13 protein-coding genes and 1 other RNA gene are annotated in these 12,039 nt (G+C 63.9%); 11 read left to right on the forward strand and 3 right to left on the reverse strand.

Translation table 11 applies throughout. The features are described from left to right. Positions 1-182 precede the first annotated feature (182 nt). The 3 genes from fumC to ssrA all read right to left on the reverse strand — a co-directional run bounded on the left by fumC (position 183) and on the right by ssrA (position 2,799). Positions 183-1,598 (reverse strand): class II fumarate hydratase, encoded by a 1,416-nt coding sequence (fumC, locus tag ACE10Z_RS13340; protein WP_375788320.1) that lies wholly within the window; start codon positions 1,596-1,598, stop codon positions 183-185. A gap of 173 nt (positions 1,599-1,771) precedes the next feature. Further along, positions 1,772-2,290, reverse strand: a complete 519-nt coding sequence (locus tag ACE10Z_RS13345) for an SspB family protein (protein WP_375788321.1) — start codon at positions 2,288-2,290, stop codon at positions 1,772-1,774. Positions 2,291-2,433: 143 nt separating this feature from the next. Further along, positions 2,434-2,799, reverse strand: a transfer-messenger RNA (tmRNA) gene (ssrA, locus tag ACE10Z_RS13350). 133 nt (positions 2,800-2,932) lie between these two features. Here ssrA and ACE10Z_RS13355 point away from each other — a divergent pair. The 11 genes from ACE10Z_RS13355 (at position 2,933) to ACE10Z_RS13405 (ending at position 11,792) form a co-directional block, all read left to right on the forward strand. Further along, positions 2,933-3,544, forward strand: coding sequence for a chromate transporter (locus tag ACE10Z_RS13355; RefSeq protein WP_375788322.1), 612 nt, complete (start codon positions 2,933-2,935; stop codon positions 3,542-3,544). Then, on the forward strand, positions 3,541-4,074 hold the full coding sequence (locus ACE10Z_RS13360; RefSeq protein WP_375788323.1) for a chromate transporter: 534 nt from the start codon (positions 3,541-3,543) through the stop codon (positions 4,072-4,074). Before ACE10Z_RS13355 ends, ACE10Z_RS13360 begins: the two co-directional genes overlap by 4 nt. A gap of 93 nt (positions 4,075-4,167) precedes the next feature. After that, on the forward strand, positions 4,168-4,668 hold the full coding sequence (locus tag ACE10Z_RS13365) for a tripartite tricarboxylate transporter TctB family protein (protein WP_375788324.1): 501 nt from the start codon (positions 4,168-4,170) through the stop codon (positions 4,666-4,668). A gap of 7 nt (positions 4,669-4,675) precedes the next feature. Next, positions 4,676-6,190 (forward strand): tripartite tricarboxylate transporter permease, encoded by a 1,515-nt coding sequence (locus tag ACE10Z_RS13370; RefSeq protein ID WP_375788325.1) that lies wholly within the window; start codon positions 4,676-4,678, stop codon positions 6,188-6,190. Between the two features lie 137 nt (positions 6,191-6,327). Further along, positions 6,328-7,308 carry a tripartite tricarboxylate transporter substrate binding protein BugD gene (locus ACE10Z_RS13375; RefSeq protein WP_375789822.1) on the forward strand — a complete coding sequence of 327 codons (981 nt, stop codon included), beginning with the start codon at positions 6,328-6,330 and terminating at the stop codon, positions 7,306-7,308. A 177-nt stretch (positions 7,309-7,485) separates the two neighbouring features. Continuing rightward, positions 7,486-8,280, forward strand: coding sequence for a thymidylate synthase (locus tag ACE10Z_RS13380; protein ID WP_375788326.1), 795 nt, complete (start codon positions 7,486-7,488; stop codon positions 8,278-8,280). Positions 8,281-8,288: 8 nt separating this feature from the next. After that, entirely contained in the window at positions 8,289-8,774 is a 486-nt protein-coding gene (locus ACE10Z_RS13385) for a GNAT family N-acetyltransferase (RefSeq protein WP_375788327.1), read from the forward strand. Beyond that, a complete protein-coding gene (locus tag ACE10Z_RS13390; protein WP_375788328.1) occupies positions 8,774-9,286 on the forward strand; it encodes a dihydrofolate reductase in 513 nt (170 codons plus the stop codon). The genes ACE10Z_RS13385 and ACE10Z_RS13390 overlap by 1 nt, the downstream gene beginning before the upstream one ends. 144 nt (positions 9,287-9,430) lie before the next feature. Then, positions 9,431-10,573 (forward strand): FtsH protease activity modulator HflK, encoded by a 1,143-nt coding sequence (gene hflK, locus ACE10Z_RS13395; protein WP_223975533.1) that lies wholly within the window; start codon positions 9,431-9,433, stop codon positions 10,571-10,573. Beyond that, complete coding sequence (gene hflC / locus ACE10Z_RS13400; RefSeq protein WP_375788329.1) at positions 10,570-11,469, forward strand: protease modulator HflC; 900 nt, start codon at positions 10,570-10,572, stop codon at positions 11,467-11,469. Before hflK ends, hflC begins: the two co-directional genes overlap by 4 nt. Positions 11,470-11,591: 122 nt before the next feature. Further along, complete coding sequence (locus ACE10Z_RS13405) at positions 11,592-11,792, forward strand: DUF2065 domain-containing protein (protein WP_092115850.1); 201 nt, start codon at positions 11,592-11,594, stop codon at positions 11,790-11,792. The last annotated feature ends 247 nt before the right edge of the window (positions 11,793-12,039 follow it).

A 12,039-nucleotide genomic window follows, 5' to 3' on the forward strand; every position in this document is an offset into this window, starting at 1 on the left:
CCGAATCCCCATTTGATGCTTGTGATAGCATCAAAGAATCCGTTTCGCTCTGCGAAAACTAGACGTCTGTACCACGCGCCAGCGCAGAGCTGATAGGCAAACAGCCTTAGCCTTTAGGCGTTATGATCCATAATTATATCACGCGCACTGACCGTAATTATCCGGACATTGCGCGCTTCGCTTCAGCCGGGGTGTGTCATTTTGTCCGGCTGCACGAGGCGATCAAATTCGTCGGCAGTTACGAATCCGAGCCGCAAAGCCTCTTCCTTCAACGTCGTTCCGTGCGCGTGCGCCGACTTCGCGACCTTGGCTGCGTTGTCGTAACCGATCTTCGGCGCGAGCGCCGTCACCAGCATCAGCGAGCGCTGCATCAGTTCGTTGATGCGCTTTTCGTCGGCGCGTATTCCGACAACGCAATGCTCAGTAAATGAGCGGACAACATCAGACAGCAACTGAATGGAATTTATCATACAATATGCCAACACGGGCTTGTACACGTTGAGTTCGAAATGGCCCTGGCTGCCGGCGACGGTGATCGTGGTCTGATTGCCGAACACCTGGCAGCAGACCATGGTCATGGCCTCGCATTGGGTCGGATTGACCTTGCCCGGCATGATCGACGAGCCCGGCTCGTTCTCGGGCAGGATCAGCTCGCCGAGGCCGGAGCGCGGGCCCGAGCCGAGGAAGCGGATATCGTTGGCGATCTTGAACAGGCCGGTCGCCACCGAATTGATCGCGCCGTGCACCAGCACATAGGCGTCGTTGGAAGCGAGCGCCTCGAACTTGTTTGCTGCGCTCGTGAACGGCAGCTTGGTGATCTCGGCGACATGCTTGGCGAAGGCGTTGGCGAATTCCGGCTTCGAGTTGAGGCCGGTGCCAACGGCAGTGCCGCCCTGCGCCAGAGGGAACAGCTCCTTCACCGCGGTGCGCAGCCGCGCGATGCCGCTCTCGACCTGCGCGGCGTAGCCGGAGAATTCCTGGCCGAGCGTCAGCGGTGTCGCGTCCTGGGTATGCGTTCGCCCGATCTTGACGATCTTGGCAAACGCTTCCTGCTTCTGGTGCAGCGCCTGATGCAGCTCGGTGAGGGCAGGGATCAGGTCGGCGATGATGCGGCCGGCCGCTGCGATGTGCATCGCGGTCGGGAACGAGTCGTTCGACGACTGACTCATGTTGACGTGATCGTTCGGATGGATCGGCTGCTTGGCGCCGAGCTCGCCGCCGAGCATCTGGTTGGCGCGGTTGGCGATCACCTCGTTCACGTTCATGTTGGTTTGCGTGCCTGAACCGGTCTGAAACACGACCAGCGGAAAATGATCGTCGAGCTTGCCCTGGATCACTTCCCTGGCTGCGCTGACGATGGCGTCGGCGCGGCGGGCATCGAGCTGGCCGAGTTCGCGATTGGTCTCGGCTGCGGCGAGCTTGACGATGGCGAGTGCATGAATGATCGCGATCGGCATCCGGTCGTGGCCGATCTTGAAATTCTGCCGCGAGCGCTCGGTCTGAGCGCCCCAGTAGCGATCGGCGGCGACGTCGATCGGACCGAAGCTGTCGGTCTCGCTGCGGGTGGCGGCGTTGGATGGTGTCGTCGATTGAGCCATGCATGCTCTCCGTTGCGTCATCAGAACGTGGTCCGGCGAGGCGCCGGCTTTCCGGCGCGGCCATGCGAAAGCGTCCGCGCGGAAGCACGTTCATGAAGATAATCCGGGATGACGATCTGTCATCCCGACCCTCGCAAGCATCCTACAAGGTCGAGGATCGATCTGCGTTTAGATTATTTCTTGCGGAAGCGGTCCAGCCGCACGACCTCGGCGCCCTCGCTGGGCTTCGCGGGCTCCTGCTCGGTCTCGGCCGTCTCGGTCTCGGCCGCTCGGGCGGCCGGTGCGGGAAGGGGAGCAGCCGGTGCCGTCGCGGGCGGGGTCTCCTCGGCCAACGCGTCCGAGACGTCGAACCGCAGATCGAACGGAGCGGACGGATCGAGGAAGCGGGTCACCGCGGCGAACGGCACGTTCAGCCGCTCGGGAATCCCGCCGAACGACAGGCCGACCTCGAACCGGTCCTCGGTCACCACCAGATCCCAGAACTGGTGCTGCAGGATGATGGTCATCTCTTCCGGATACTGCGCGAGCAGCCGCGGCGACAGCTTCACGCCATCGCCGTGCGAGAGGAAGGTGATGTAGAAATGGTGCTCACCCGGCAGGCCATGTTCGGCAGCGTCGGACAAGACCCGGCGCAGCACCCCGCGCAGCGCGTCGCGCGCCAGCACGTCATATCGGATGTGATCGGTCGCCATCGTATTCCTGTCGCTTCGAAAATGCCGGCAAGGCATCGCCGGACCCGTCCGACTCGCCCTTTTGGCCATGCTACTCCGCCGGGACCCGGAAATCAGCAGGGCTGGCAGCGGAAAATGCGGGCGGACGCCCGATCGGGAAATAAAGTGGAGGCTTCTGTTGCCAGGTGCCTCCGAACCCCGCCTAACGGAGCTTAACCCGTTAGGACTTTAAGATGGTCTTTCAAACTGCGTTACGCAGCCTGAGCAACCGGAGCAAAGTTGTCGTTGGCAACTATTGCATTAGCCCGATAACGGCGGAACCATACCGAGAAAAAACACGCCCTTTACGCCCTCGTCGATCCTATTTCGCCCCCGCCAAAAGCCACCAAAGCTAGAGGCTCGGATGGGTTTTGGTGGAGGCGCCGGGTACCGCCCCCGGGTCCGAATGGTTTATTGCGACGGCCATTTATTTCCATAGCCGGCGAACCGGCACCCCCAATATAGGCGGCGCGGACGGAGAAAAATAGAGCCGATTCAGGCTTGTTCAGATGTGAAACACGCCGATTTGGGTTAGCCGGCGTCTTGGCCGGGGATCTTGGTCAGGTCTTGGTCAGGTCTTGGTCAGGTCTTGGCGCTGTCTCGGCGCCGTTCTAGATTTTGCCCATGCCCCCGGAATCCCCGCCGGTTGCCGCCCCGGCGCCGGATGCCTCCGCACCGTCTCCGCCCCTCCAGCCCGGCCTGTTCGAGCTGTTCCTGGCCTTTGCCAAGATGTCGCTGGCCGGCTTTGGCGGGGTCCTGGTCTGGGCCCGGCGGTCGATCGTCGAACAGCACCGCTGGATGACGGCTGAGGAGTTCAACGAGACCTTCGCGCTGTGCCATTTCCTGCCAGGTCCGAACATCGTCAATCTGTCGGTCGTATTCGGCTCGCGCTTTCGCGGCGTCGCCGGCGGCCTTGCGGCCTTCGCCGGACTGGTCGGGCCGCCGATGGTGATCGCGACCGTTCTTGCCGCACTCTACGCCCGCTACGGCGATATCGACGTGCTGCGCCGGACACTCGCCGGCGTCGCCTGTGCCGCGGTCGGGCTGCTGTTCGCCGTCGTCCTCAAGATGATGATGCCGCTGTTGAAGCGGCGTGATGTCACAGGCCTCGTCATTCTGTCCGCGGTCTTCGTCGCGATCGGACTGATCCGATGGCCGCTCCAGATCGTGCTGCTGGTGGCGATCCCGCTCAGCATTGCGACGACAGTCCTGGCGCGACGCATGGTGAAGGCATGAATACGGAGTCCAGCCCGATCGCAGCGCTGCTCTGGACCTTCGGCCTGATGTCGCTGTTTGCGGTCGGCGGGGCCAATTCGGCGATTCCCGAAATGCACCGCGCCGCCGTCGACGTGCATCACTGGCTCACCGACAAGCAGTTCGCCGACGTGTTCGCGATCTCGCAGCTCTCGCCTGGGCCGAACGTGCTGATCGTGACGCTGATAGGCTATTCTGTCGCAGGCGTCGCCGGGGCGCTGGCCGCAACCGTCGCGATGTGCGGACCGACCGCGCTGCTTGCCTATTATGTGAGCCGTTTCCTCGATCGCTCGCGCGATGCGCGCTGGCCGGCGATCATTCAGGCCGCATTGGTTCCGCTGTCGATCGGTCTGATGGCCGCCTCCGGTCTGATCGTGGCGCAGACATCAGACCAAAGTTGGATCGCAGTCCTGATCACCATTGTCGCAGCCGCGCTTGCTTTTGCGACGCGGATCAATCCTTTGTGGATGTTGCTTGCCGGAGGTCTCTTGGGTTTTGCTGGCGTTGTCTGACGAAAATCGCTAGCAAGGCTTTCGGTCAACGCACCACAAGCCAAGCCATTCAATCACAACGGGCGGGACAGCCCTGACGGGGGAAGCGAAGTCATGAGCGATACGCCGAGCGAGGCGCCGGTCAAATCGATCTTGCCTGAATGGGTACGCGGTCCGCAGGACTTTGTCGGCGGGCTCGCCATGATGGCGGTTGCGCTGTTTGCCCTGTGGGCCTCCAGCGATCTGCAGGGCATGCACGGATTCTCGTTCGGCGCCGGAACCGCGCCGCGCATGTTCGCCGTGCTGCTGCTGTTGCTCGGCGGCGCTGTCGCGCTGGTGGGAGTTTTGCAGGATGGTCCGCAGATCGCGGCCTATTCCTGGCGCGGGCCGCTGTTCGTGTCGGCGGCAATCGTGTTCTTCGCAGTGGCGATCCGCCCGCTCGGGCTCGTCGTCTCCGCCTTTGCCGCCTTCCTGATCGCGGCGATGGGCTCGCATGAGACGAAATGGCTCGAGGCCATCATCGTCGGCGGCTGCCTGACGCTCGGTTGCGCGCTGCTTTTCCCCTACGTGCTGGGACTTCCGATGCCGATGTTCCCGCGTTTCCTGATTCAGTGAGGGCGTGATGGAACTGTTTGCCAATCTCGCCCACGGTTTCGTGGTCGCGTTCTCGCCGATCAATCTTCTGATGTGTCTGATCGGTGCGCTGGTCGGCACGCTGGTCGGCGTGTTGCCGGGCATCGGCACCATCGCGACCGTCGCGATGCTGCTGCCCATCACCTTCGGCCTGCCGCCGGTCGGCGCGCTGATCATGCTCGCCGGCATCTATTACGGCGCCCAGTATGGCGGCTCGACCACCTCGATCCTGGTCAATATTCCGGGTGAGGCGACCTCCGTTGTCACCGCGCTCGACGGCCACCAGATGGCGCGACAGGGCCGCGCCGGCCCGGCGCTCGCGATCGCTGCGATCGGCTCGTTCTTCGCCGGTTGCGTCGCGACCGTGCTGATCGCCGTGCTCGGCGCGCCGCTGACCAAGCTCGCGCTGGCGTTCGGACCGGCCGAATATTTCTCGTTGATGGTGCTCGGCCTGATTTTTGCGGTGGTGCTCGCCAAGGGCTCGGTGCTGAAGGCGATCGCGATGATCGTGTTCGGCCTGTTGCTGTCGATGGTCGGCTCCGACATCGAGACCGGCGCCTCGCGCATGGCCTTCAACATCCCCGAGCTTGCCGACGGTCTCGGCTTCGCGACGGTGGCGATGGGCGTGTTCGGCTTTGCGGAGATCATCCGCAACCTCGACGCGGGTGCCGAGGTGAGCCGCGACCTGGTCCAGCAGAAGATCACCGGTCTGATGCCGACCAGAAAGGATCTGGTGGATTCCACGCCGGCGATCATCCGCGGCACCGTGCTCGGCTCGATCCTCGGCATCCTGCCGGGCGGCGGCGCCGTGATCGCCTCGTTCGCGGCCTACACGCTGGAGAAGAAGCTGGCAAAGGATCCGTCGCGGTTCGGCCGCGGTGCGATCGAGGGCGTGGCGGCGCCGGAGAGCGCCAACAACGCCGCAGCGCAGACCTCGTTCATCCCGTTGCTTACCCTCGGCATCCCGCCGAATGCGGTGATGGCGCTGATGGTCGGTGCGATGACCATTCACGGTATCGTGCCGGGTCCACAGGTGATGGTGAAGCAGCCTGACCTGGTCTGGGGCATGATCGCCTCGATGTGGATCGGCAACCTGATGCTGATCATCATCAACCTGCCGCTGGTCGGCATCTGGGTCCGTCTGCTGCGCGTGCCGTACCGGCTGATGTTCCCCTCGATCGTGGTGTTCTGCGCAATCGGCATCTACTCGGTGAACAACGCGCCGGTCGACGTCGTGCTCGCAGGCGCGTTCGGTCTGGTCGGCTACTGGCTGATCAAGCACGATTTCGAGCCGGCACCGCTGCTGCTCGGCATGGTGCTGGGCCCGCTGATGGAAGAGAACCTGCGTCGCGCACTCCTGATCTCGCGCGGCGACTGGAGCGTGTTCCTGTCGCGGCCGCTGTCGGCAGTGCTGCTGGCGATCGCGGCGGGTCTGCTGGTGCTCGCCGTGCTGCCGACCTTGCGTGCCAAGCGCGACGAAGTGTTCGTGGAGTCCGAGGGCTGAGTACGCTCAGCCGGCCCTGCGTCGGCGCGCCGCAGGCGGAAGTCGAATCGACACTCGATGTCGTCTCATGAAATGAAAATGCCGGCCGATTTGGCCGGCATTTTTATTTGGTCAAAACGTTCCCGGGAGGAATTGAGATAATGTCCGTTCGCTCGCTTGCGGGCGCATGCCTTTCGGCATTTGCCGCGCTGGGCGCATTCGCCGTGCCGGCCTCCGCGCAAACCTATCCGACCCGCACCATCACCATGATCGTGCCGTTCGCAGCCGGCGGTCCGACCGACGTCATCTCGCGCATCGTCACCGCGCACATGGCGCAGACGCTCGGACAGAGCATCGTCATCGAGAACGTGGTCGGCGCCGGCGGCACCACGGCGACGACGCGCGCCGCACGCGCCGCCAATGATGGCTACACGCTGGTCACCGGACATATGGGCACGCACGCGGCGTCGGTGCCGCTCTATCCGAAACTCGCCTATCACCCGGAAAAGGATTTCGAACCCGTCGCGCTGCTCGCCGGCACGCCGATCCTGATCCTTGCCCGCAAGGATTTCCCGCCGAAGGACCTGAAGGAATTCGTCGCCTACGTGAAGGCCAATGCCGACAAGGTCAACGCCGCGCATGCCGGCATCGGTTCGGTCTCGCACGCGTCCTGCGAGTTGCTGAACTCGATCCTCGACGTCAAGCCGGTGGGCGTGCCGTTCAACGGCACCGGCCCTGCCATGAATGCACTGGTCGGCGGCCAGGTCGATTACATGTGCGACCAGATCGTCAACGCGGTGCCGCAGATCAACGCCGGCACCATCAAGGCCTATGCGATCGCCACCCCCGAGCGCAATCCGTCGCTGCCCAATGTCCCGACCACGGCAGAGGCCGGCTTGCCGGCGTTCCAGGCCCAAGCCTGGAACGCGATCTTCGCGCCGAAGGGAACTTCGCCCGCGATCATCGCCACGCTGAATGCCGCGGCCATCAAGGCGCTCGACGACGACAACGTGCGCAAGCGGCTGCTCGAGCTCGGCAGCGTGATCCCGGCGCCCGCCAACCGCACGCCGGAGGCGCTCGCGACCCTCGTCAAAAGCGAGATCGCGAAGTGGACCCCGGTGCTCAAGCCGGCAAGTTAAGCCAACGCGATCAATCGGATAGGGCAGGGGCGGAACGCAAGTTCCGCCCCTTGTCGTTTGGCTCAAGGGTGCTCATTTTTCGGGGTATAATCGGTGCAATCAGCCGAATCGGCATGTCGGTTGGCAGCCTCGGCCGTTAAGTTCGCCGCTTCCCCCGAAGGGTCCGAAACCAACGCCATGAACCAGTATCACGACCTGCTCGAACGCATCCTCGCCGATGGCGCGGAGAAGCACGACCGCACCGGCACCGGCACGCTGTCGATCTTCGGCCACCAGATGCGCTTCAACCTGTCGGCCGGCTTCCCGATGCTGACCACCAAGCGGTTGCCGCTGAAGGCGATCGTGCACGAGCTGCTCTGGTTCCTCGCCGGCGACACCAACATCAAATATCTCAACGACAACGGCGTCACGATCTGGGACGAATGGGCCGACGCCAATGGCGATCTCGGCCCGGTCTACGGCTCGCAATGGCGGTCGTGGCCGGCGCCCGATGGCCGCAGCATCGACCAGATCGCTGGTGTGATCGAGATGATCAAGCGCAATCCGGATTCGCGGCGGCTGATCGTCAGCGCCTGGAATCCGGCCGAGGTCGACAAGATGGCGCTGCCGCCGTGCCACTGCCTGTTCCAGTTCTATGTCGCGAACGGCAAGTTGTCCTGCCAGCTCTATCAGCGCTCGGCCGACGTCTTCCTCGGCGTGCCCTTCAACATCGCCTCCTATGCGCTGCTGACCATGATGGTGGCGCAGGTGACCGGCCTCAAGCCCGGAGATTTCGTGCACTCGCTGGGCGACGCGCATCTCTACTCGAACCACCTCGAACAGGCGCGGTTGCAATTGACGCGGCCGACGCGGCCGTTGCCGACGATGGCGATCAATCCCGACGTGAAGGATATCTTCGCGTTCCGCTACGAGGACTTCAAGCTCGAGGGTTACGACCCGCATCCGCACATCAAGGCTGAAGTCGCGGTCTGAGGGATTGCATGTCGCTGACCATCCGCCGCGCGCGGCCCGATGAGGCCGGACTGGTGTTCTCGCTGGTCCGCGAGCTCGCCGACTACGAAAAGCTCCTGCACGAGGTCCACGCCAGCGAGGCTGACATCGCTGACGCGCTGTTCGGAACGAACCCGCGGCTTACTTGCGACATCGCCGAATGGAACGGCGAGCCGGCCGGCTTCGCGGTCTGGTTCGTCAACTTCTCGACCTTCGCCGGCCGCCACGGCATCTATCTCGAAGATCTCTTCGTGCGCCCGGCGCTGCGCGGCAAGGGCATCGGCAAGGCGCTCCTGGTGCATCTGGCGAAGCAATGCCTCGCCAATGGCTGGGCGCGCCTGCAGTGGGCGGTGCTCGACTGGAACGCGCCGTCGATCGCCTTCTACAAGTCGCTCGGCGCCGAGATGATGGACGAGTGGACGATTTGCCGCGTCTCCGGCGAGGCGCTGTCGGCGCTCGCGGAAGGAGCGCGCTGATGGAGATCGTGCTCGTCGTTGCGGTCGCCGAGAACGGCGTGATCGGAAATGCCAACGCAATCCCGTGGCGGCTGAAGACCGATCAGCAGCGCTTCAAGGCAATCACGCTGAACAAGCCCGTCGTGATGGGACGCAAGACGTTCGAATCCCTGCGCAGACCGCTTCCGGGTCGCACCAATATCGTGGTGACGCGCGATGCGAACTACCGCGCGCGCGGCGCCATCGTCACCACGTCGTTCGAGAACGCCCGCGCCATCGCGCTTGGTGACGCGCTGCGGCGTTTCGCCACTGAAATTGCCGTCATCGGTGGCGCGGAGATCTATGCGCAATGGATGGGCACGGCCGATCGCCTGGAGATCACCGAGGTTCACGCCCGGCCGGACGGCGACACACGGTTCGACACAATCGACGCGAAAGAGTGGGACGAGGTCGCGCGCGTGCGAAATCCGGCAGGCGAGGGCGACAGCGCCGACTTCTCCTATGTGACATATCGTCGGCGCGGCCGGGGTTAACCAATGTTTGCATTGACAATTATGCCCCGGCGCATAGCTCGTCCGGCAAGGAAGCTTGCGTTGTAAGGGCCTGAGCGGTCCCCTATAACCGGGCCGGACATTCGAGGCCGGGCGTCCCGTCCGGACTTGCCGAGGAGATGTTTGATGCCGTGGAAAAATCAAGGCGGGGGGCCATGGGGCTCGGGTCCGAAAGGACCATGGGGCACAGGTCCGCAGTCAGCCGGGCCAAGGCCGCCGGATCTTGAGGATCTGCTGCGGCGCGGCCAGGACCGGCTGCAGCAGTGGTTGCCCGGCGGTCATTTCAGCGGCATGGGCATCGCGCTGGTGCTGGTCGCCGCGCTGGCGATCTGGTTTGCGACCGGGATCTTCCGCGTCCAGTCCGAAGAGCTCGGCGTCGTGCTGCGCTTCGGCAAATACGTCCGCGATGCCCAGCCGGGCCTGCGCTATCATCTGCCGTACCCGATCGAGACGGTGCTGCTGCCGAAGGCGCTGCGCGTCAACACGATCTCGATCGGCATGACCCTGATCGACGATCCCGCACGGCGCGGCCGCACCATGCGTGACGTGCCGGAAGAGAGCCTGATGCTGACCGGCGACGAGAACATCGTCGACGTCGACTTCACCGTGCTCTGGCGCATCAAGCCGGGCGGGGCCGGCGCCTACCTGTTCAACATCCAGAATCCCGAAGGCACCGTGAAGGCGGTTGCCGAAAGCGCGATGCGTGAGGTGATCGGCCGCTCGCAGATCCAGCCGATCCTGACCGGGGCGCGCAACGTCACCGAGCAGAACGTCCAGGAGCTGATGCAGAAGACGCTCGACAATTACAGCGCGGGCATCCAGATCACCCAGGTGCAGATGCAGAAGGTCGATCCGCCGGCGCAGGTGATCGACGCATTCCGCGATGTGCAGGCGGCGCGCTCCGACCTCGAGCGCAAGCAGAACGAGGCGCAGACCTACGCCAACCGGATCGTTCCGGAAGCGCGTGGTCGTTCCGCGCAGATCCTGCAGGCCGCCGAGGGCTACAAGGAGCAGGCGGTCGCCGAGGCCAAGGGCCAGAGCGCACGCTTCCTGAAAGTCTATGATGAATACAAGAAGGCACCCGAAGTGACGCGCGAGCGCATCTATCTTGAGACCATGGAACGCGTGCTCGGCAGCTCCGAGAAGCTGGTCTATGACGGCGGCCAGGGCCAGAACATCGTGCCCTACCTTCCGCTCGGCGAACTGACGCCGCGGCGTCCGCCGGCAGCGCCGGCCACGACCGGCCAGCAGCAGGGAGCCACCCGATGAGGTCCCCTGTCACCGGCATTGTGTCCCTGATCATCCTCTTCATCGTGCTCGCCGTCGGCTACAGCTCGATGTTCACCGTGGCGCAGACCGAGCAGACCATCGTGCTGCGGTTCGGCGAGCCGGTTGAGGTCGTCACCGATCCCGGCCTGCACTTCAAGGCGCCGTGGAATTCGGTGATCAACGTCGACAAGCGCATCCTCGATCTCGAAAACCCGTCGCAGGAGGTGATCGCCTCCGACCAGAAGCGGCTGGTGGTCGACGCCTTCGCGCGCTATCGCATCAAGAATGCGCTGCGCTACTACACCAGCGTCGGCTCTATCCAGGCCGCCAATCTGCAGCTGACGACGCTGCTCAACGCTGCGCTGCGCCGCGTGCTCGGCGAGGTCACCTTCATCACGGTGGTGCGTGACGAGCGCGAGAAGCTGATGGCACGGATTCGCGAGCAGCTCGACAAGGAGGCTGACGGCTACGGCATCGAGGTCGTCGACGTCCGGATCCGCCGCGCCGACCTGCCGGAGCAGAACAGCCAGGCGGTGTACGACCGGATGAAGTCCGAGCGTCAGCGCGAAGCGGCCGAGTTCCGTGCCCAGGGCGACCAGAAGGCGCAGGAGATCCGCTCCAAGGCCGACCGCGAAGCAACGGTGATTGTCGCCGAGGCGAACTCGACCGCGGAGCAAACCCGCGGTGCGGGCGATGCCGAGCGCAACCGCCTGTTCGCCGAGGCCTATGGCAAGGACAAGGACTTCTTCGCGTTCTATCGCTCGATGACGGCCTATGAGAATAGTCTGCGTTCCGGCGACACACGTTTCCTGTTGCGGCCGGACTCGGAATTCTTCAGATACTTCGGCAATGCGAACGGCAAGGCGCCTGAGGCGGCCGCCGCGCCGAAACAGTAACGTCAAGATCTGAACGTCACGACTTGAACACCACGACCTGAATATCAAGATTTGGCGGCGATGCGGACACCGCGTCGCCGCCACTCAACAACAACAAGCATCGAGCGGGAGGCTGCCATCCGATGAAGTCCATAGCGTTCGGCGACTTCCTCATCGGGTTGGGAATCCTGTTCGTGCTCGAAGGCATCCTGTTTGCGGCAAGCCCCGCCTGGATGCGCCGCGCGATGAAGAGCGCGCTGGCCACGCCCGACAACATCCTGCGCATCGTCGGCATCGGCTCGGCGGTCGCGGGACTGATCCTGATCTGGCTGGTGCGGCGCTAGATTTAGCTGTCGTTCCGGGGCATGCGAAGCATGAACCTCAGGAGCGCAATTGCGCTCCGGGGAACCTCGAGATTCCCCAGGGCGCAATTGCGCCCCTGAGGTCTGGTCCTTCGGACCATCCCGGAATGACAAACAAGACTGAACATAATCGTGAGCCTCTCGCAGCAGGTTTTTCGCCGGAATGCCCGGCTGAGATGCTTGCGCCATATGCCCGTTCGGGCGCACTCTGCGATCAGCTAATTTGAAC

Origin of the sequence: Bradyrhizobium sp. Pha-3 (assembly GCF_042258615.1) — a bacterium.
GTDB lineage: Bacteria > Pseudomonadota > Alphaproteobacteria > Rhizobiales > Xanthobacteraceae > Bradyrhizobium.